Here is a 20,680-nt window from a genome sequence, read left to right on the forward strand (position 1 = left end):
CGCCAAAGTCCGCGACAGGGCAAATCGGTCAGGCGACGCCTGTCACCACCGGGCGCCGGCCCGCGGCCCAATCGGCGCAGGCCGCGCCAAAGGCGTGGAACAGCGGGCGCGACACCGGGTCTTCCCCCGCCTGCCATTCCGGGTGCCATTGCACCGACAGGGTAAAGCCGGGCGCGTCGCGGACATAGATCGCCTCGGGCGTGCCGTCCGGGGCCACGCCGTCGATCACGATGCGCGCACCGGGCCGCGCGATGCCTTGGCCGTGCAGCGTGTTGGTCATCACCTCTTCCGCGCCCATCAGCCGGTGGAACACGCCCCCCGGCGTGAAACGCACCGCATGGCGCAGGGCGAATTTTTCCTCAAGCGAACCATCGGGCGGCATCCGGTGATTCATCCGCCCCGGCAGATCGCGGATCTCGGGGTGCAGCGAACCGCCCATGGCGACGTTCACTTCCTGAAAGCCGCGGCAGATGCCGATGAAGGGCTGGCCCCGGTCCACGCAGGCCCGCACCAGCGGCAGCGTGATCGCATCGCGCCCCCGGTCAAAGGCGCCATGCGCCGGCGTCTCTTCTTCGCCCCAGGCACTGGGGTGAACATTGGGCCGCCCGCCCGTCAGCAGAAAGCCGTCGCACAGGTCCAGCAGATCCTCGACCGATACCAGCCGGGGGTCAGACGGAATGATCAGAGGCAGGCAGCCGGCCACATCGGCCACCGCCTCGGAATTCATCCGGCCAACGGCGTGCACCTCATACTGATCGTTCAACGCATGGGCGTTGCCGATGATGCCAACGACAGGACGGCGAGAATTGGGCTTGGCCATGGGCACGACATCCGAAAACACGCAATGTGGATGCAACACTAGCCCCGGTATGGACCCCGGTGAAGTGCAAAGCCGCGCACAGTCGCTCTCTCCTCCTGCACCTTTGGTGTCCGCTCACCCGGACGTGACTTTCCTTCCAGCCGCAGGAACCTGCGAGAAGAAAGGCCGTCCCACCGCGCAGGAGATACCCGATGTTCCGCCGCCTTGCCCTGATCACCGCCGCCACGTTTGCCCTGACCGGCCTGCCCCTGCTGGCCGAAGGCACCATGGACCATACCGGCCACATGATGACCGGCGCCGAAAGCGCCTCGACCCTTGCCTTTATGGAGGCCAATGCGAAGATGCACGGCGACATGGCCATCGCCTTCACCGGCGATGCCGATGTCGATTTCATCCGTGGGATGATCCCCCACCATCAGGGCGCCATCGACATGGCGCGCATCGTGCTGGAACACGGCAAAGACCCCGAGGTCCGCAAGCTGGCCGAGGGCATCATTGCAGCCCAGGAACAGGAAATCGCCTGGATGCAGGACTGGCTGGCCCGCCACGGCCAATAATCGCCGCAACCGGCGATCTGTCGTTTCCAGACGGCCGGACCGGGGCTTTTGCCCCTAGGGTCCGGCCGCATGACAGAACCACGCCCCCTGATCGGCATCGGCCTCATGCTTCTGGCCATGGCGATCCTGCCCTTCATCGACGTGCTGGCCAAGTTCCTTGGACAGGCCGGCCTGCCCATCGTTCTGGTGGTCTGGGCGCGTGCCGTCTTCGGATCTCTGGTCACGCTGCCCTTCGCGCTGCGGGCGGCCGGTCCCGCGGCCTTGCGACCTGAAAACCCTTTTCAACACCTTGGCCGCGCGCTTTTGCTGTTCAGCGCGACCTTCTGCTTCTTCGAAGCCCTGAAATTCCTTCCCATTGCGGATGCGCTGGCGATCTTCTTCGTCAACCCGCTGGTGATCACGGCCCTTTCCGCCCTGGTCTTGCGCGAAACGGTCGGCCCCCGACGCTGGGCCGCTGTCGCCTTCGGGTTCCTGGGCACGCTGGTGATCATCCGCCCCGGCCTTGTCGAGATGAACCCCGGCACGCTGCTGGCGCTTGCAGCGGGGTTTGCGCTTGGCAGCTATTTCGTGATGACCCGCGCCATGGCGGCCCGGGCCGAGGCCTCGGTGCTGACCTTCCAGACCAATATCATCGGGTCGGCCCTGCTGACCGCGCTTCTGCCGCTGGTCTGGCAGGCGCCAACCGTGCCGCAATGGCTGATGCTGATCGGCATCGGCCTGATCGCCACGCTGGGCCACCTGCTGATCACCCGCGCCTATGTTCATGCCGAGGCGTCGCTGCTGGCGCCGCTGGCCTTCACCGAAATCGTGATGGCCACCATCCTGGGCTGGTGGTATTTCGGCGACTGGCCCGACAGATGGACCTTTGCAGGTGTGACCATGCTGATTGCTTCGGCGGTGTATATTTCCTGGCGCGAGCGTCAGGCCACGGCCCGCCCGTGACAGAGGACACCCCTCCTGCGGCCGGGGCGCAACCCGTGGTGCCCGACGCCGACTGGTCGGCGCATCATCCCGGCCCCCCGCCGCCCGCACCGCGCCCCCGGCCGCCGCGCCTGAGCGAAATCCTGTCCACCCTGGCCGAGGATGAAAGCCGCGACCGCGTGGCCATTGCCGACATGCTGGAAACCATGCGGGCCCGCGCCTTCGGGGCGCTGCTGCTGATCTTTGCCTTTCCGAACATCCTGCCCTCGCCGCCGGGGCTGGCGGGCATCCTTGGCCTGCCGCTGATCTTCCTGTCCACCCAGATGATGCTGGGCATTTCCCCCTGGCTGCCGCAGGTCATCGCCCGCCGCTCGATGCCGCGCAGCACTTTCGCGGGCATGGTCACCCGGCTGACCCCGTGGCTGGAACGGGCAGAGCGCCTGTTGAAGGCGCGGCTTCAGATGCTGGCCTGGCCGGTATCGCAGCGGCTGATCGGCGGGGTCTGCCTGATCCTGTCCATCGCGCTGGCGCTGCCGATTCCCTTTGCGAACATGGCGCCCTCGGTGGCGATCTGTCTGATCGGCCTTGGCGTTCTGGAACGGGACGGCGTGTGGATCATGATCGGCCTTGCCGCCGCGACCGGCGCGCTGATCTATGTCGCGGGCCTTGGCTACGCGCTGCTCAAGTCGGCGCTTTTCGTGCTGGCCAACGCCTTCTAGCCGCGCCTGCGCCGCATCAGCCGCTCCTCGACCCGGCCCTTGACCAGCCAGGCCACCGCGAAGGCCCAGATGGCGATGGCCTCGAACCACAGGATCAGCATCCCGTCGCTGACCAGTTTCTGCGGCCCCTCCGGCCCGCGGATGCGAAACCATGACGCGACGATGACCGCGCCCGCCATGATCAGGATCGTCCAGCCGCAGGCCCGGTAGATGCGCCGGCGCAGCGGGCGGGCGGTGCGGGCGAACTTGCGCAGGCAGACCGCCGCCAGGGCGCAGAGAAAGACGATGGCACTGGCATAATGCGCCAGCGCCGCAATCTTGTAGCCAAAAGCCTGCTGGGTGATCGAGCCCAGCAGATTGGCATTGGTCCGCACCTCGTTCGGGAAATAGGCCACGCCGAAGGCGGCGATGCCGGCCACCGTTGTCATCAGGTCATCCGAGACATGTTCGCCCCTGCCCCGCGAATGGCCCGGATAGGCGATCAGGAACAGCCCGATTGCCGTCAGAACGCCTACGAAGGCGTCACGCATCAGCGTGTGGTAATAGTCGGAAATCGACGGCTCGATACTGTGCTGGCTGGCCAGACCGCCCACGATCAACACCAGCGGCAGCGCCAGCCCCAGCCAACCCAGGGTGCGGCGCATCCGGTAATAGGCGCGCAGAACATCGTCGCGATCGGTGTCGGTCATCGGGCGCTCCGGGGCGGTCACAGCGACCGGACTATGCCGCAGCCGCGCCCGCGCCGGAAGGTGCCGGTTCAGCCGCCGCGAAACCGGGGCGCGCGCTTTTCCAGAAACGCCATGACGCCTTCGCGGAAATCGGCGCTGCGGCCACATTCGCCCTGCAACCGTGCCTCCAGCGCCAGCGCGCCACCAAGGTCAAGATCAAAGCTGGTCCGAAGCGCCTGTTTCAGCGCGCGATAGGCCACGGTCGGGCCATTGGCCAGATGCGCCGCCCGCGCCGTCACCACCGCCTCGAATTCGGCATCGGGCACCGCTTCCCAGATCATGCCCCAATCGGCGGCCTGCCGGGCACTGATCTTTTCGGCAAAAAGGGCCGCCCCCATGGCGCGGGCCAGCCCGATCTGGCGCGGCAACCAATGCGTGCCGCCGGCATCGGGGATCAGACCGATCCGGGTGAAGGCCTGGATGAAGCTGGCGCTTTCGGTGGCGATCACCACGTCGCAGGCCAGCGCCAGATTGGCCCCTGCCCCGGCCGCCGCCCCGTTGACCGCCGCAATCACCGGCACCGGACATTCGGTGATCAGCCGCAGCAGCGGCACATATTCATTGTTGAGGATGCCCTCGAAATCGACCGCCGCGATGGATTGCGCATCTTGCAGATCCTGCCCCGAGCAGAAGGCCCGTCCGGTGCCCGTCAGCACGATGCAGCGCGCCGAGGTCTGCGCCTGCCGCAGCGCCTCGGCCAGTTCGCGGCGCAGAAGCGAGGACAGTGCGTTCATCACCTCGGGCCGGTTCAGCGCGATGGTCGTCACGCCGCCAGCTTCGGTTACCCGGATCGTTTCCCACGCCATTCGATGCCCCTCCCACAACTTGCGGGCAGGATGGCGTGGCGCGCGCCGGCCCGCAAAGGGGAACGCGGCGTCACTTCTTCAGGATTTCCTCCAGCCGCGCCTGTTCATCGGCGGAAAGGCCATCCTCGGGCGTGGGTTTGCGGCGAAAGGTGGCAAAGGCAATGCCGCCGGCCACCAGCAGCATCGCGGGTCCGGCCAGCCACAGGATCAGGTTCGATCCGCTAACGCGCGGGTTGAACAGCACGAATTCGCCATAGCGGTCGACCAGAAAGTCGATCACCTGTTCGTCGCTGTCCCCGGCGGTCAGCCGCTCGCGGATGATGATGCGCAGGTCGCGGCTGATGGCGGCGTTGGAATCGTCGATGGATTCGCCCTGACAGACCGGGCAGCGGATCTGCCGGCTGATGTCGCGCGCCCGCGCCTCAAGCACGGGATCGGCCAGCATCTCGTCGGGCTGCACCGCAAGCGCGGGCGTGGCGGCCAGCAGCAGGGCCAGAAGGGCAGCGCGGAGGGCGGTCATTCGGCGGGCACTCCGGCCAGCCGGGTCTTGGCCGCCCCGGCCGCCACGCGATAGCGGCGATCGGTCAGGCTGAGCAACCCGCCAAGCGCCATCAGCGCGCAGCCGGTCCACAGCCAGCTTGCGAAAGGCTCGATATAGCCGCGCACCGCCCAGCCACCGGCCGGTTGGGGATCGCCGATCACCAGATAAAGATCGCGGAAGGCGCCCTGATGGATCGCGGCCTCGGTCGTGGGCATCGCCTGCACCGGATAGACCCGCTTTTCGGGATAAAGCGTCGCCACCGCCGCGCCGGCCTTGGTCACCACCATCTCAGCCATGGTCGAGGTATAGTTCGGCCCCGGAACCTGACGCACATCCTTGAGCGTGATCTCATAGGCGCCAAGGGGGAAGGTTTCGCCCAGTTGGGCCACGCGGATAACCTCGACCTTCCAGGAATGAAGCGCGGCCACAGCGAAGATCACGATGCCCAGGCCGGCGTGGGCGGTGGCCTTGCCCCAGTCTGCCCTTGGCAGGCGGAACAGCCTGCCCAGCCGGTTTCCGCCGCGGCCGGTGCGGCTCCACAGGTCAAGCGCAGCCCCCAGCACCACCCAGGCCGCAAGCGCCACGCCCACCGGCCCAAGCGCCGACCGTCCGGTCTGCATCGCGAAGGCCAGCCCACCCAAGGCAACGGTCAGCACCAGCACCGGCCCAAGACCCGCCAGCGCCCGGCCCAGATTGCCGCGCTTCCACGCCAGCATTGCCCCCGCCGGCAGGATCACCGCCAGCACCACGATGAAGGGCGTGAAGGCCGCGTTGAAGAACGGCTCGCCCACGGAAACGGTGCGCCCGATCACAACCTCGGCCAGAAGCGGCCAGATCGTGCCGATGAAGACCACAAAGGCCGACACCGCCAGAAGGATGTTGTTCGCCACCAGGGCGCTTTCGCGGCTGACCAGCCCGAACAGCCCCTTCGCCTCCATCACCCCGGCCCGCAGCGCAAAAAGCAGCAGCGCACCGCCGGTGAAGAAGGCAAGGATCGCCAGGATGAACACACCCCGCGCCGGATCGCTGGCGAAGGAATGGACCGATGTGATGACGCCCGAGCGCACGATGAAGGTGCCGATCAGCGAGAAGCCGAAGGCAAGGATCGACAGCAGGATGGTCCAGCTTTTCAGCGATTCCCGCTTTTCCACCACGATGGCGGAATGAAGTAGCGCCACCGCCAGCAGCCAGGGCATGAAACTGGCGTTCTCGACCGGATCCCAGAACCAGAACCCGCCCCAGCCCAGTTCGTAATAGGCCCACCAGGACCCAAGGGCGATGCCGATGGTCAGGAAGACCCAGGCGCTCAGCGTCCAGGGCCGGACCCAACGCGCCCAGGCGGCATCAACCCGGCCCTCGATCAGGGCGGCGACGGCAAAGGAAAACGCCATCGAAAGGCCGACATAGCCCAGGTAAAGGAACGGCGGATGGAAGGCGAGACCGGGGTCTTGCAACAGCGGGTTCAGGTCCTGCCCGTTCAACGGAGGCTCGGCCAGCCGCCAGAACGGGTTGGAGGTGAAGATCAGGAAGGCCAGAAACGCCACCCCGATGGACCCCTGCACCGCAATCACCCGCGCGCGCAGCGTGGCCGGCAGATTGGCCCCGAACCACGCCACCGCCGCCCCGAACAGCGCCAGGATCAGCACCCAGAGCAGAAGCGACCCCTCATGATTGCCCCAGACGCCGCTGACCTTGTAGAGCATCGGCTTCAGCGTGTGGCTGTTGGCCGTCACCACCGCCAACGAGAAATCCGACACGACAAAGGCCCAGGTCAGAACCCCGAAGGCAAAGGCAACCAGCGCAAGCTGCGTCACCGCGGCGGGGGCCGCCAGCGCCATCAGCGCCGGGTTGCGCTGCTGCGCGCCCCACAGCGGCACGACGGTCTGCAAGACCGCCACCATCAGGGCAAGGATCAGGGCAAAATGGCCTAGCTCGACGATCATCTGGCGGTCTCCTTCGCGCGGTATCCTACCGGGCAGCGATGGCGGATGCCATGGGCTGCGCGAATGGGTCGCGCCATTGTGCATCTGCCAGATGCCTTTTGCAGCGGCAGACCGCAAACGGCTGGCCCGCCGCGCCGACCGTGCGAAAGATCATGCCTGGAGGAAAAACGTGTTCGACCAGCCAACCCGGTCGAAATGACCCCGTCCGTGGCCGGGGGCGCCGCCCCCGGACCCCCGGGGTATTTTCGCCAACTGGAAGGGCAAGACATCTTCCACTTGGCTCAAATACCCCCGCCGGAGGCGCCTTTTCAGCGGTCGCGATAGCTGTGCCGGTTGCCCTGCGGGTCGGTCACGATCCAGCCGCCCTGCCCGTCCGGTTGCAGATAGCCCGGTCCCACCGGCACCTTGCCGTGGCCGCCGGGCAGGTCCAGCACATAAAGCGGCTGCGCGATGCCGGTCAGCCGGCCCCGCAAGGCGGCCATGATCGCCTGCCCCTCGGCCAGCGGCAGGCGGAAATGGCCGGTGCCCTTGGCCAGATCTGGATGGTGCAAATAATAGGGCTTCACCCGATGCGCGATCAGCTTGCGGAACAGGGATTCCAGCGTGCCGGCATCGGCATTCACCCCGCGCAGCAGCACGGTCTGCGACAGAAGCGGCAGCCCGGCGCGGGTCAGCCGGCGGAAGGCGGCCGCTGCGGCGGGCGTGATCTCGTCGGGGTGGTTGGTGTGGATCACCACCCAGACCGGCAACCGGCGGTCCAGCACCTCGGCCAGGGCCGGCGTTACCTTTTCGGGGGCGACCACGGGAATACGGGTGTGGAACCGCACCAGTTCGACCGAGGGGATATCTTCCAGCGCCGTCAGCATTGCCCCCAGCCGGCGCGGTGACAGCACCAGCGGGTCGCCCCCGGTAAAGATCACCTCGCGCACCGCAGGGGTGGCGCGAAGATAGTCCAGCACCTGCGCGAAACCGTCTTCGGACAGGCTGCCGGTATCTCCCACCGTCTCGCGGCGGAAACAGAAGCGGCAATAGACCTCGCAGGTCTGGGTGGCGTGCAGGATGGCGCGGTCGGGGTAGCGGTGGGTCAGGCCCGGCACCGGGCGATGGGCATCGTCGCCGATCGGATCGGCCAGTTCTTCGGGGCGGATCATCAGTTCGGCCACCGAGGGCACCACCTGCGCGCGCACCCCCGCACTGTCGCGCGGCAGCGCCGGGGGGATGCGGATGCGGAACTCGGCCGCCACCGCCTCAAGCTGCGGGCCGTCTGCCGGATCGGCCAGACCCTCGCGGATCAGGTCATCCACGCCGGTCAGGGCGCGCGGCAAGGCATCGGGGCGGAAGGTTTCGGTCATGACGCGGGCGCTCTATCGCCGCCCCACCTGCGCCGCAAGCACAGCTTTGCCGAAGCCACCGGAAGGACGCGCGGAAAGCGGCCTGTCAGTGCAACCGGAACTCTTTCACCACATGCCGCCAGTCGCCCGGCGAGATCAGCTTGCGGTGCGTGAAGCGCACCGAATGAAGCGGCCCGTCCAGACTTTGCTGCCAGAACTCGATGAATCGGAACAGTTCGGGATAATCCGGCGCCAGATCATAGGCCTGCCAGACGAAGGTATTAATAACGCTTCTATAATCCGGCATCCGATAGTAGATTTCGGCGGTCGTCAGCCCGTAGCCCTTCAGCATCAGTTCGGTCTCGCTTGCCTGCATCGTCGCGGCCTCCTTTCTGCACCTCTGGGCCATCCTGCCAGATTCATATTTTTATGCAATAATTTCAATGAATTGTCACTCAATGCGAAAGGCTGCTGCCAGTCCGCGCCCGCCACCATTGCACCCCATCTGCGGTATGGTGTAACTTGCAGCCAACAAAATCTGGGCCCCCAAGGGGCAGGCAAGGCAGAACGTGTCGGATATCCCCGAGAACAGCGAAAACCAGGGCGAAACGCCCGAACGGCCCACCTATCACGGACCGCAAATCGACATCGCGCAAGAGATGCGCACGGCCTATCTTGATTACGCGATGAGCGTGATCGTCAGCCGCGCCATTCCCGACCTGCGCGACGGGCTGAAGCCAGTTCACCGCCGCATCCTGTTTGCCATGAGCGAGACCGGCAACACCCACGACAAGCCCTATCGCAAGTCGGCCCGCCCGGTGGGCGACACGATGGGGAAATACCACCCCCATGGCGACAGCGCGATCTATGACGCGCTGGTCCGCATGGCGCAGCCTTTCAGCATGTCGCTGAAATTGCTGGATGGTCAGGGCAACTTCGGCAGTATGGACGGCGATACCGCCGCGGCGATGCGCTATACTGAAGTGCGGATGGACAAGCCCGCCGCCTTCCTTCTGACAGACATCGACAAGGACACCGTCGATTTCCAGGACAACTATGACGGCAAGGACAAGGAACCCACCGTCCTTCCCGCCCGCTTTCCCAACATGCTGGTCAACGGCGCCGGCGGCATCGCCGTCGGCATGGCGACCAACATCCCGCCGCACAATCTGGGCGAGGTGATCGACGCCACGCTGGCGATGATCCAGAACCCCGACATCAGCATGGAAGCGCTGATGGACATCGTGCCCGCCCCCGACTTTCCCACCGGGGCGCTGATCCTGGGCCGGTCCGGCGCGCGCAAGGCCTATCTTGAAGGCCGCGGCAGCGTGATCATCCGCGCCAAGACCCATGTCGAGGAAATCCGCAAGGACCGCTGGGCCATCGTGGTGGATGAGGTTCCCTATCAGGTGAACAAGGCCGCCATGATCGAGAAGATTGCCGAACTGGTGCGCGACAAGCGGATCGAAGGCATCTCGGGCGTGGCCGACGAAAGCGACCGCATCGGTGTGCGCGTGGTCATCGAACTGAAACGCGATGCCACGCCGGACGTTGTACTGAACCAGTTGTTCCGCTTCACGCCGATGCAGGTCTCGTTCGGCTGCAACATGCTGGCCCTGAATGGCGGGCGCCCGGAAACCCTGACCCTGCGCGACTTCCTGAGCCATTTCATTACCTTCCGCGAAGAGGTGGTGGCCCGGCGCACGGCGTTTGAACTGCGCAAGGCGCGCGAACGCAGCCATATCCTGTGCGGTCTGGCCGTTGCCGTGTCGAACGTGGACGAGGTGGTTGCCACCATCCGCGCCTCGGCCGACCCGGCGGAAGCGCGGGACCGGCTGATGACGCGCCGCTGGCCCGCGCATGACATTGTGGCCTATATCCGGCTGATCGACGATCCGACGCATCCGATCAACGAGGACGGCACCTACAACCTGTCCGAAGCGCAGGCCCGTGCGATTCTGGAACTGCGCCTGCAGCGGCTGACCGCGATGGGGGTGAAGGAAGTCACCGACGAGCTGGAAGAGCTGGCGGCGCGGATCAAGGATTATCTCGACATCCTGTCGTCGCGCGACCGGATCATGGGCATCATCTCGGACGAGTTGCTGGAAGTGAAGCAGATGTTCGCCGTGCCGCGCCGGACCGAGATCGTCGACTGGGAAGGCGATCTGGACGACGAAGACCTGATTGAGCGCGAGGATATGGTCGTGACCATCACCTCGGGCGGCTACATCAAGCGCACACCGCTGGCCGAATTCCGCAGCCAGAACCGCGGCGGCAAGGGTCTGGCCTCGATGCAGACCAAGGAAGACGATGTGGTGACCACCCTCTTCGTCGCCAACACGCACACCTGGCTGCTGTTCTTCACCACCGACGGCATGGTCTACAAGCTTAAGACCTGGCGCCTGCCGCTGGCGGGCCGCACCGCCAAGGGCAAGGCCATGGTCAACATCCTGCCCATCGAGACAGGGGTTTCCATCGCCGCGCTGATGCCGGTGGACGTGCCCGAGGAAGACTGGGCCAGCCTGCAGATCGTCTTTGCCACCAGCGATGGCGACGTGCGCCAGAACGACCTGTCCGATTTCACCAATGTGAAGCGGAACGGCAAGATCGCGATGAACCTGCCCGAAGGCGTGTCGCTGGTGAATGCCGCCATCGCGGACGAAAATGATGACGTGATGCTGGTGACCGCCGGCGGCCGCGCCATCCGCTTCTCGACCACCGAGATCCGGGTGTTCAAGTCGCGTGGTTCCACAGGCGTGCGCGGCATCCGGCTGGCGGCGGGCGACCGCGTGGTCAGCATGTCGATCATCCGCCACTTCGAGGCCACGCCGGAAGAACGGGAAGCCTATCTGAAGCAGCGCCGCCTGATGGCCGGCGTGACCGAGGATGAGGGGGACACGGATGACGAGGAAGAGACCGTCGCTGCCGGCCAGCTTTCGACCGAGCGTTATGCCGAAATGTCGGCGGCCGAAGACCTGATCCTGACCATCACCGCCATGGGCGCGGGCAAGCTGTCGTCCAGCCACGACTATCCGGTGCGGGGCCGGGGCGGCATGGGCGTCAAGGCGATGGACGGCGCCATGCGGGGCGGCCCGCTGGTGGCCTCGTTCCCGGTCGAGATCACCGACCAGATCATGCTGGCCACGTCTTCCGGCCAGTCGATCCGGGTGCCGGTGGATCAGATCAGCTTCCGCTCGCGCAGCGCCGGTGGCGTCAAGGTGCTGAACACCAAGGGCGAGGAAGAGGTGGTCTCGGTCGCCCGCGTGGCCGAACAGGGTGATGAAGAGGCTTGAGTTGCGCCTTGCCGCCCTGGCGGCGGAGGGGCAAACCCTGACCTACGGCGCCTTGGCCCGCGATCTGGGGCTGCGGATGGGCGAACTGACCGCAGCCCTTGAAGATCTGATGGAGCAGGATGCCGCCCTTGGCCGCCCGTTCCGGGCAGTGCTGTGCGAAGGCCGCCTGTCGCGCGGGTTGCCGGCGGCGGGGTTCTTCCTCAAGGCCGCGGCCTTGGGCCGCTTCGCCCCCGGTCAGGATGAGGCGGCCTTTGCCATGGCGGAACGGGCCGCCCTTTGGGCCGCACCGCCGTTAACCGACTGTTAAGGTTTTTCTTTCGTGAATCACCCGCAGCCGGCATAGAGGCGGCACCGGGCGCGCGCCCGGCGGACGGCGAAGCCCCCGACCACCCATTCCGGCCATGGCGATCAGAAGGTGCCCCCCGGTTCAGCCCCCGGTGCCCCATGTCTCGCCCGTTGCTTGCCGCCTTTCTTTCGCTTGCCCTGTCCGCGCCCCTGCCCGCCCTGTCCGACAGCCTTGGCCTGACCTGGGGCGAAGTCTCGGTCGGGCTGAATTCGGACCATCAGAAATCCCTCACGCTGGCGGGTGACTGGAAGATTTCGGACGCACATGGCCTGCAATTCGGCCTTGGCTATGCCGACCGCCCGCCGGGCGCCTGGCTGACCGTGGACGCCCACCTTTACCTTGCCCCCGCACCCGGCCGCAAATACGGCTTCTTTCTGGGCGTGGCCGATCTGGACGGTGAGGAATTCACCGTGGTGCAGGGTGGCGTCGCCGGGATGCTGGCGCTGTCGGACCGCACCGTTGTGCAAGGCCGGGCCGGGCTTGGCCTGTCGGACAGTGATCTGGATTACCTGACCGTCTCTGCCAGCCTGTCGCACGATCTGTCCGACCGCCTGCAAATCTATGGTTCGGCGATGCTGGCCGAATTCGACGAAACCACCTTCCGCGCCGTCGCGCACGAACTGGCCCTTGGCCTGCGCTACCGGATCGGCAATGGCGCCAGCCTGTCCTTGGCCGTGGTGACGGACGGGCTTTCGGGCCGCGACGGCGCCCCGTCGGACACCCGCGTCGAACTGGGCCTGCGCTGGACCTTCGGCGGTTCGGGCAGCGACGACCCGGTCGCCGACCGCGCCTTCGACACGCCGCAGCCGGTGGATGTGCTGATCCGGCGCGGCCTGTTCTGAGCCTTCCCATGGCCACGCTCTTCGCCTAAGAACGCGGCCATGACAGAGCCTCTTCACATCATCGGCGGCGGCATGGCCGGGTCCGAGGCCGCCTGGGCCGCGGTGCGCCTGGGCGTTCCCGTGGTCCTGCACGAAATGCGCCCCAAGGTCGGCACCTTTGCGCACCGCACCGGGCTTTTCGCGGAAATGGTCTGTTCCAATTCGTTCCGCTCGGACGATGACGAACGCAATGCCGTGGGCCTGCTGCATTGGGAAATGCGCGCGGCGGGCGGGCTGGTGATGGAAATGGCCAGCCGCCACCGCCTGCCCGCCGGCGGGGCGCTGGCGGTGGACCGCGATCCCTTTGCCGAAGCCGTGACCGAACGGCTGCGGTCGCATCCGCTGGTGTCCGTCGCGGAAGAAGAGGTGACCGAACTTCCCGCCACGGGCCAATGGATCGTGGCCACCGGCCCCCTGACCAGCGGCGCGCTGGCCCAGTCGATCCGCGCCGCCACCGGGGCCGAGGCGCTGGCCTTCTTCGACGCCATCGCGCCCATCGTCTATGCCGACAGCGTGGACATGTCGGTCGCGTGGATGCAATCGCGCTATGACAAGGGCGAGACGGTCGAGGAACAGACCGCCTACATGAACTGCCCGATGGACAAGCCGCAGTATGAGGCCTTCATCCATGCGCTGCTGGCGGCGGAAAAGACCGCCTTCCACGAAGGCGAAACGGCGGGCTATTTCGACGGCTGCCTGCCCATCGAGGTGATGGCCGAACGTGGCCGCGAAACGCTGCGCCACGGCCCGATGAAGCCGGTCGGCCTGACCAATGCCCACCGGCCCGAGGTCAAGCCCTATGCCGTGGTGCAACTGCGCCGCGACAACAAGCTGGGCACGCTCTACAACATCGTCGGTTTCCAGACGAAGATGAAGTATGGCGCGCAAACCGATGTTTTCCGTATGATTCCCGGGCTTGAGAACGCCAGTTTCGCCCGGCTTGGCGGCATCCACCGCAACACCTTCATCAATTCGCCCACGCTGCTGGACGAACAGATGCGGTTGAAATCGCGGCCGAACATCCGCTTTGCCGGCCAGATCACCGGCGTCGAAGGGTATGTGGAAAGCGCCGCCATGGGCCTCTTGGCCGGGCGGATGGCGGCGATGCAACTGCTGGGGCAGGCCCTGCCCCCGCCGCCGCCCGAAACCGCCATGGGCGCGCTGGTGACCCATATCACCGACGGGGCCGAGGCCAAGACCTTCCAGCCGATGAACGTGAACTTCGGCCTCTTCCCCCCGATTGATGCCAAGGGCGGCCGCAAGGGGCGCAAGGATCGCTACAAGGCCTATACCGACCGGGCGAAGGAAGCCTTCCTCGCATGGCTCGGGTAACGCGCTTCGCGCCCTCGCCCACCGGCCCGCTGCATCTGGGCCATGCCTATGCCGCGCTGGTGGCCGCCGAACGCGGTGACCGCTTCCTGTTGCGGATCGAGGACATCGACACCGCCCGGTCCAAACCGGAATGGGAGGCCGCGATCCTTGACGATCTGGCCTGGCTGGGGCTGCGCTGGGAAACCCCGGTCATGCGACAGTCGGACCGCCTGCCCGCCTATCGCGCGGCGCTGGACCGGCTGACCGGGCTTGGGCTGACCTATGCCTGCACCTGCACACGCGGCGACATCCGCGCCGCCCTGTCCGCCCCGCAGGAAGGGGCCACGGTGATGGGGCCGGACGGGCCGGTCTATCCCGGCACCTGCCGCAGCAAGGGGCACGCCAGCGGCGCGGTGCGGCTGGACATGGCGGCGGCGATGCGCCGGCTGGGCACTGTCACCTTCACCGACAGTGGCACAAGCCCCGGCCCCCACAGCTTCGACGGGCCGACACTGTGCCGGGAAGTGGGCGACATCGTGCTGGCGCGCAAGGACATCGGCACCTCCTACCATCTGGCGGTGGTGGTGGACGATGCCGCGCAAGGCATTACCGAAGTCACCCGTGGCGAAGACCTGTTCGAGGCGACCGCGATCCATGTCGTGCTGCAACGCCTGCTGGACCTGCCGACCCCGGCCTATCACCACCACCGGCTGATCCGGGATGAGGCCGGCAAGCGGCTGGCCAAGCGGGACGATGCCCGCGCCCTGGCGAATTACCGGGCCGAAGGCCTGTCACCCCAGGACATCCGGCAGATGATCGGGCTCTGACAGGTTTCTTCGAAGAAACTTGCAAATTCCTTCGAAGGAATTTGTCCCTCAGCCCATCGGCTGGGAAATCACCATCTCGTCACCCTCCCGAACCGCGGTGTAGAAGCAGGACCGCCGGTTGGTGTGGCAGGCCGGGCCGGTCTGGTTGACCAGCGCCAGCAGGCAATCGCGGTCGCAATCCAGCCGCAGTTCGACCAGCCGCTGCACATGGCCCGAGGTTTCGCCCTTGACCCAGAACGCGGCGCGCGACCGGCTCCAATAGGTGACCCGGCCCGTTTCCAGCGTGCGTGCCACGGCATCGGCGTTCATCCAGGCCAGCATCAGCACCTCGCCCGTCGCATGATCCTGCGCGATGCAGGGGATCAGCCCGGCGGCATCGTATTTCAGGCTGGACGGATCGAAAGCCATGGCGGTTCTCCTTGGCGGGGGGTGCGGCTGGCATTACATAGGGGCCTTGCGGAGGGCAAGGGATGAGCGACGCCGATCTTGTGAAGCTGTATTCGGGGCGCATCCTGGCGCTGACGACCGACATTCCGCATCTGGGCCGCCTGCCCGCCCCGCAGGGCAGCGCACGCAAACGCTCGCCGCTCTGTGGATCGACCGTGACCGCCGATGTGGTTCTGCGGGACGGCCGGGTGGCCGAATTTGCGCAGGATGTGAAGGCCTGCGCGCTTGGCCAGGCCTCGGCGGCGATTCTGGGCCGGGTGGTGATCGGCCGCAGCCGGGCCGAACTGGAGGCCGCCCGCGAAGCGTTGCGCGCCATGTTGCAGGGCGGCCCCGTCCCTGATGCGCCGTTTGACGGCTACGAAGTGCTGACCCCCGCGCGCGACTACAAGAATCGCCACGCCTCGATCCTGCTGGCGCTGGAGGCGGCCTGCGCGGCCTGCGCCGCGGCAGAGGCCGCCACCGCCTAAAAAAACCGCCGCGCACCGGGTTGCGGTGGCGGCGGCAGGAGCGTGTCTGAGGCGCGCGAGAGGCAGAAACCGCAATCGGGACAGACGGGTTACGCAGGCGCCTTGGGGACAGACCGCAGGCAGAAACGGATCAGACGGTGCCGGGCAGCGCCAGCGCGGCAAACAGCACGGCAAAAAGGACGGTCACACCAAGGATGTCCTCTACCAGCGAAACCTCGGACCGGGTGACGGCAGCTTTCAGGCGGGCGATCATGGCGGTGCTCCATTAACCTTTGTTGCCTGATTGTTCTCATATTACGGAACACCTGTAAAGAACTTTTTAGGAACATATGAGATCGAAGGGGGAACATCCCCGCAGAAGGCCCGCGGGCGGGCCTATCCGACCGTGATCAGCCGGATCGCCCGGTCCTGATCCAGTAGCCACAGCAGCGTGCGGGCGGCCTTGCCCCGCGCGCCCTGCAAGCCCGGATCGGTGGTCAGCAAGGCACGCGCATCCATCTGCGCCACCGCCATCAGGCCCGACTGCCGTTCCAGATCGGCCACCCGGAACCGGGGCAGGCCGGATTGCGCGGTGCCGATCAGATCACCCGCGCCCCGCATCGCCAGATCTTCCTCGGCAATGCGGAAACCGTCCTCGGTGTCGCGGATCGTCTTCAAGCGGCGCTCGCCCCCCTCGCTCAGCGGCGGCTGATAAAGCAGCAGGCAGGTCGACTCCTGCGTGCCCCGCCCGACCCGGCCACGCATCTGGTGCAGTTGCGCCAGACCAAAGGTCTCGGCCCGCTCGATGACCATGATGCTGGCATTGGGCACGTTCACGCCCACCTCGATCACCGTGGTCGCCACCAGCACGGCGGTTTCGCCGGAGACGAAACGCGCCATCGCGGCGTCCTTCTCGGCCGGCGGCATCTGGCCATGCACCAGCCCGACGCGGCCCTCTCCCAAGGCGGCGCGCAGGTGCTGGAACCGCTCGACCGCCGAGGCAAGATCGACCACCTCGCTTTCCTCGACCAGCGGACACACCCAATAGGCCTGCCGCCCTTCGACAATGGCGCGGTTCAGATGCCCCACCACCTCATCCATCCGCGCATCCGACACCAGCGCGGTGCGGATCGGCTTCCGCCCCGCCGGTTTCTCGTCCAGCACCGAAACATCCATGTCGCCGTAACTGGCCAGCGCCAGGCTGCGCGGGATCGGCGTTGCCGTCATCACCAGCACATCGACCGCCTGCCCCTTGGCGCCCAGTTCCATCCGCTGCGCCACGCCGAAGCGGTGCTGTTCGTCCACCACCGCCAGCCGCAGGTCATGGAACGCCACGTCTTTCTGAAAGATCGCATGGGTGCCCAGCAGGATGTCGATCCGCCCCGCCGCCAGATCGGCCAGCTTGGCCGCACGGTCCGCCCCCTTGTCGCGCCCGGTCAGGATGTCCACCCGCACCCCCGCTGCGGCGGCCAGCGGCTGCAGCCCCTCCATATGCTGACGGGCCAGGATTTCGGTCGGCGCCATCAGCGCGCCCTGCCCGCCCGCCTCGACCGCGATCAGCAGGGCAAGGAAGGCGACCAGCGTCTTGCCCGCCCCCACATCACCCTGCAACAGCCGGTTCATCCGCAGGCCGGATGCCATGTCCTCGGCAATCTCGGCCACCGCGCGGGTCTGCGCGGCGGTGGGGGCATAAGGCAGGCTGTCCAGCACCTTGCGCTGCAAGGCGCCGGTGCCGATGCTGGCAATGCCCTTGCCGCGCCGCAGGGTCTGGCGCGCCAGAGACAGCGTCAGTTGATGGGCAAACAGCTCATCATAGGCCAGCCGCTGCCGGGCCGGATGGTCGGGCGCCACCGCGGCGGCATCCTTCGGCGCATGAACCGCCTCGACCGCATCACGCCAGTCAGGCCACCCCTCGCGCGCCTTCAGGCCGGGGTCGATCCATTCCGGCAATGGCGGTGTCCGCGCCAGGGTTGAGGTCACGGCCTTCTGCACCAGCTTCTGCGTGATGCCCGCCGTCAGCGGATAGACCGGCTCATAAGCCGGCAGATCGCCCGCCTCCTCGGGCCGCAGCACATGGTCGGGGTGAACCATCTGCGCCAGCCCGTCGAACAGCTCGACCTTGCCCGAAACCACCCGGCGCTGGCCGGTCGGCAGCAGCTTTTGCAGATAGTCGGCCCGGGCGTGAAAGAAGACCAGCGCCCAGTCAAGCTTCGCATCGCGCACGTTCACCCGATACGGCCCGCCCTTGCGCCGCGACGGGACATGCGGGCCGACCTCGACCTCGACCGTTACCGTGGTGGGCGGCACCACGTCGCGCACGCTGTCGCGGCGGCTGCGGTCCACCCCGGAATGGGGCAGCAGGAACAGCAGATCCTTCGGCCGCCGCACCTCAAGCGCCTCGAAGGCGCGGGCGGATTTTTCGCCCACGCCATCCAGCGTTTCCAGATCCGCGAACAGCGGAAACAGGATCTCGGGGCGGCTCATGCGGCGCCGATGAGGGCGAGCCAGCCGTCCTCGTCGATCATGCGGATGCCAAGGCGTTCGGCATCCTTCGCCTTGGACCCCGCCCCCGGCCCGGCGACCAGAAGGTCGGTCTTGGCGCTGACGCTGCCGGCAACCTTGGCGCCCAAAGCCTCGGCCCGGGCCTTGGCCTCGGCGCGGGTCATCTTTTCCAGCGTGCCGGTGAAAACCACGGTCAGCCCGGCCACCGGGCTGGCGGCGGCGCGGGCCACCGGGGGCACGATCTCGCGCAACTGCGCTACCAGTGCCTCGACCGCATCGCGCTCATGGCTGCCCTGCGCCAGCGTGCTGACAAGCGAGGCCGCCAGAACCGCCCCCAGCCCCTCGATCGACAGCATCTCCTCCCAGGCGGCGCGCGCTTCCGGCGCCACGGGATCGGTCTCCCACACCCTGTCGCGCGCCTCTTTCACCCGCGCACGACGCCCCTCTTCGGCGGCGGCGGCCCGTTCGGCTGCCTCTGCCTCATCGGCGGCCAGATGGCGCAGCGCGGCGGGGTGCGCCGCATCAATGGCGGCGGAAAGTGCGGCCCAGTTCAGGTAATGCCGCGCCAGATCCTTGGCCGCCACCTCGCCCAGATGACGGATGCCAAGCGCGAACAGGAAGCGTTCAAAGGCGATCCTGCGCCGGTCCTCGATGGCGGCGAACAGCTTTTCAACGCTGCGCTTGCCGAATCCGTCGCGGTTTTCCAGCCGCATCAGGTTGCGGGCGTTGCGTTCGGCCAGGGTGAAGATGTCGGCGGGCGTCTTCACCGGCAGGTCCGGGTCGGCAAAGAACAGCTCGATCTGCTTCGCCCCCAGACCTTCAATGTCAAAGGCGGCGCGGCTGACGAAATGCTTCAGCTTTTCCACCGCCTGGGCCGGGCAGATCAGCCCGCCCGTGCAGCGGCGGATGGAATCGCCCGGCTCGCGGATCGCCGGGCTGCCGCAATCGGGGCAGGTGTCGGGCAGGACATAGGGCACCGCCCCCTCGGGACGTTTCGTCAGGTCGACATCCGCCACCTTCGGGATCACGTCCCCCGCGCGGTAAACCTGCACCCAGTCGCCGACGCGAATGTCCTTGCCGTCACGGATGGGCTGGCCGGCATTGTCGCGCCCGGCGATGTAATCTTCATTGTGCAGCGTGGCGTTGCTGACCACCACACCGCCCACCGTGACCGGCGTCAGCCGCGCGACCGGCGACAGCGCGCCGGTGCGGCCAACCTGGATGTCGATCGCCTCAAGCCGCGTCCAGGCCAGTTGCGCGGGAAACTTGTGCGCAATTGCCCAGCGGGGCGTGGTGGCGCGAAAGCCAAGCCGCTGTTGCAGCGCAAGATCGTTCACCTTGTAGACCACGCCGTCGATGTCATAGCCCAGCGTCGCACGCTGCGCCTCGATGGCGCGATACTGCGCCAGCAGGGCCGCGGGACCATCGCACAGCGCCGTCAGCGGGTTGGTCTGGAACCCCATCGCGCGCAGCCGGGCGATGGCGTCGAACTGGGTGGCGGCCAGCGGTTCGGACAGCTCTCCCCAGGCATAGGCAAAGAACCGCAGCGGCCGGGCGGCTGTGATCCGGGAATCAAGCTGGCGCAGGCTGCCGGCGGCGGCATTGCGCGGGTTGGCAAAGGTCTTGTCGCCCGCCGCCGCCTGCCTGTCATTCAGCGCAGCGAAATCGGCATGGGACATGTAGACTTCGCCCCGCACCTCCATCACCGCAGGGGCGCCTGTCACGCGCGCCGGAATGTCGGCAATGGTCAGGGCGTTTTCGGTGACGTTCTCGCCCACCTCACCATCGCCACGGGTGGCGGCCTGCACCAGAACGCCGCCTTCATAGCGCAGCGACAATGACAACCCGTCGATCTTGGGTTCTGCGGTGAACAGCAGCGGTCCCTCAAGTCCAAGATACTTGCGCACCCGGTCTTCGAAATCGGCCACATCGCCCTCTTCAAAGGCATTTTCCAGGCTCAGCATCCGCACGGCATGGGTGATCTTGCCAAAGCCGTCAGCCACCCCCGCGCCCACCTGATCTGACGGGCTGTCGGCGCGCTTCAGGCTGGGAAACCGGGCCTCGATTTCGGCGTTGCGCCGTTTCAGCGCGTCATAGTCGGCATCGCTGATCTCGGGGGCATCAAGGGTGTGATAGGCCTCATTCGCCGCCACAAGGCGGGCGGCAAGGTCGGCAAGCTCTGCCCGCGCCTCGGTCTCGGTCAACTGGTCCACAGGTTTCGGCGCCATTACCCCCTCCACACTTCCGCCGAACCTAGGCGG

Annotated in this window: 20 protein-coding genes; 9 read left to right on the forward strand and 11 right to left on the reverse strand. The window is 66.9% G+C overall.

Going from position 1 to position 20,680, the window contains the following annotated elements; translation table 11 throughout:
* Positions 1-28: 28 nt before the first annotated feature.
* Positions 29-820, reverse strand: coding sequence for a gamma-glutamyl-gamma-aminobutyrate hydrolase family protein (locus tag C5F44_RS12315; RefSeq protein ID WP_107673834.1), 792 nt, complete (start codon positions 818-820; stop codon positions 29-31).
* A gap of 191 nt (positions 821-1,011) precedes the next feature.
* Between C5F44_RS12315 and copM the strand changes: the two genes are divergently transcribed.
* The 3 genes from copM to C5F44_RS12330 all read left to right on the forward strand — a co-directional run bounded on the left by copM (position 1,012) and on the right by C5F44_RS12330 (position 3,017).
* Positions 1,012-1,377 (forward strand): CopM family metallochaperone, encoded by a 366-nt coding sequence (gene copM / locus C5F44_RS12320; RefSeq protein ID WP_107673835.1) that lies wholly within the window; start codon positions 1,012-1,014, stop codon positions 1,375-1,377.
* Between the two features lie 69 nt (positions 1,378-1,446).
* Positions 1,447-2,319 carry a DMT family transporter gene (locus C5F44_RS12325; RefSeq protein ID WP_107673836.1) on the forward strand — a complete coding sequence of 291 codons (873 nt, stop codon included), beginning with the start codon at positions 1,447-1,449 and terminating at the stop codon, positions 2,317-2,319.
* Complete coding sequence (locus tag C5F44_RS12330) at positions 2,316-3,017, forward strand: exopolysaccharide biosynthesis protein (RefSeq protein WP_235822624.1); 702 nt, start codon at positions 2,316-2,318, stop codon at positions 3,015-3,017. The genes C5F44_RS12325 and C5F44_RS12330 overlap by 4 nt, the downstream gene beginning before the upstream one ends.
* Here the strand turns inward: C5F44_RS12330 and C5F44_RS12335 are convergent.
* The 6 genes from C5F44_RS12335 to C5F44_RS12360 form a co-directional block, all read right to left on the reverse strand.
* A complete protein-coding gene (locus tag C5F44_RS12335; RefSeq protein ID WP_146161944.1) occupies positions 3,014-3,706 on the reverse strand; it encodes a hypothetical protein in 693 nt (230 codons plus the stop codon). The two genes, C5F44_RS12330 and C5F44_RS12335, sit on opposite strands and share 4 nt — an antisense overlap.
* A gap of 68 nt (positions 3,707-3,774) precedes the next feature.
* On the reverse strand, positions 3,775-4,551 hold the full coding sequence (locus tag C5F44_RS12340) for an enoyl-CoA hydratase-related protein (protein WP_107673839.1): 777 nt from the start codon (positions 4,549-4,551) through the stop codon (positions 3,775-3,777).
* A gap of 70 nt (positions 4,552-4,621) precedes the next feature.
* Positions 4,622-5,071: a cytochrome c-type biogenesis protein gene (locus C5F44_RS12345; RefSeq protein ID WP_107673840.1), complete on the reverse strand. Its 450-nt coding sequence runs from the start codon at positions 5,069-5,071 to the stop codon at positions 4,622-4,624.
* The gene (locus C5F44_RS12350) at positions 5,068-7,035 is read right to left on the reverse strand and encodes a heme lyase CcmF/NrfE family subunit (RefSeq protein ID WP_107673841.1); all 1,968 of its coding nucleotides are present in this window, start codon (positions 7,033-7,035) and stop codon (positions 5,068-5,070) included. The genes C5F44_RS12345 and C5F44_RS12350 overlap by 4 nt, the downstream gene beginning before the upstream one ends.
* Positions 7,036-7,343: 308 nt before the next feature.
* On the reverse strand, positions 7,344-8,387 hold the full coding sequence (locus C5F44_RS12355) for a lysine-2,3-aminomutase-like protein (protein WP_107673842.1): 1,044 nt from the start codon (positions 8,385-8,387) through the stop codon (positions 7,344-7,346).
* Positions 8,388-8,472: 85 nt separating this feature from the next.
* Positions 8,473-8,742: an usg protein gene (locus tag C5F44_RS12360; RefSeq protein ID WP_107673843.1), complete on the reverse strand. Its 270-nt coding sequence runs from the start codon at positions 8,740-8,742 to the stop codon at positions 8,473-8,475.
* 193 nt (positions 8,743-8,935) lie between these two features.
* On the opposite strand from C5F44_RS12360, the gene gyrA reads away from it, so the two are divergent.
* From gyrA to gluQRS, 5 genes are all read left to right on the forward strand, one after another.
* Positions 8,936-11,659 (forward strand): DNA gyrase subunit A, encoded by a 2,724-nt coding sequence (gyrA, locus tag C5F44_RS12365; protein WP_107673844.1) that lies wholly within the window; start codon positions 8,936-8,938, stop codon positions 11,657-11,659.
* Complete coding sequence (locus C5F44_RS12370; RefSeq protein ID WP_146161945.1) at positions 11,646-11,966, forward strand: hypothetical protein; 321 nt, start codon at positions 11,646-11,648, stop codon at positions 11,964-11,966. Before gyrA ends, C5F44_RS12370 begins: the two co-directional genes overlap by 14 nt.
* A 137-nt stretch (positions 11,967-12,103) precedes the next feature.
* A complete protein-coding gene (locus C5F44_RS12375) occupies positions 12,104-12,847 on the forward strand; it encodes a hypothetical protein (protein WP_146161946.1) in 744 nt (247 codons plus the stop codon).
* Positions 12,848-12,886: 39 nt separating this feature from the next.
* A complete protein-coding gene (gene trmFO, locus C5F44_RS12380; protein WP_107673847.1) occupies positions 12,887-14,218 on the forward strand; it encodes a methylenetetrahydrofolate--tRNA-(uracil(54)-C(5))-methyltransferase (FADH(2)-oxidizing) TrmFO in 1,332 nt (443 codons plus the stop codon).
* Positions 14,206-15,024, forward strand: coding sequence for a tRNA glutamyl-Q(34) synthetase GluQRS (gluQRS, locus tag C5F44_RS12385; RefSeq protein ID WP_107673848.1), 819 nt, complete (start codon positions 14,206-14,208; stop codon positions 15,022-15,024). Before trmFO ends, gluQRS begins: the two co-directional genes overlap by 13 nt.
* 48 nt (positions 15,025-15,072) lie before the next feature.
* Here the strand turns inward: gluQRS and hisI are convergent, their stop codons facing one another.
* Positions 15,073-15,432 (reverse strand): phosphoribosyl-AMP cyclohydrolase, encoded by a 360-nt coding sequence (hisI, locus tag C5F44_RS12390; protein WP_107673849.1) that lies wholly within the window; start codon positions 15,430-15,432, stop codon positions 15,073-15,075.
* Positions 15,433-15,494: 62 nt separating this feature from the next.
* On the opposite strand from hisI, the gene C5F44_RS12395 reads away from it, so the two are divergent.
* Positions 15,495-15,938 (forward strand): iron-sulfur cluster assembly scaffold protein, encoded by a 444-nt coding sequence (locus C5F44_RS12395; protein WP_107673850.1) that lies wholly within the window; start codon positions 15,495-15,497, stop codon positions 15,936-15,938.
* A 130-nt stretch (positions 15,939-16,068) separates the two neighbouring features.
* On the opposite strand, the gene C5F44_RS18270 is transcribed toward C5F44_RS12395, so the two are convergent.
* From C5F44_RS18270 to ligA, 3 genes are all read right to left on the reverse strand, one after another.
* Positions 16,069-16,191: a hypothetical protein gene (locus C5F44_RS18270; protein ID WP_257791674.1), complete on the reverse strand. Its 123-nt coding sequence runs from the start codon at positions 16,189-16,191 to the stop codon at positions 16,069-16,071.
* 122 nt (positions 16,192-16,313) lie between these two features.
* A complete protein-coding gene (gene recG / locus C5F44_RS12400; RefSeq protein WP_107673851.1) occupies positions 16,314-18,401 on the reverse strand; it encodes an ATP-dependent DNA helicase RecG in 2,088 nt (695 codons plus the stop codon).
* Positions 18,398-20,647, reverse strand: coding sequence for an NAD-dependent DNA ligase LigA (ligA, locus tag C5F44_RS12405; protein WP_107673852.1), 2,250 nt, complete (start codon positions 20,645-20,647; stop codon positions 18,398-18,400). Before ligA ends, recG begins: the two co-directional genes overlap by 4 nt.
* Positions 20,648-20,680 lie beyond the last annotated feature (33 nt).

The organism is Fuscovulum blasticum DSM 2131, assembly GCF_003034965.1.
Classification (GTDB): Bacteria; Pseudomonadota; Alphaproteobacteria; order Rhodobacterales; family Rhodobacteraceae; genus Pseudogemmobacter; species Pseudogemmobacter blasticus.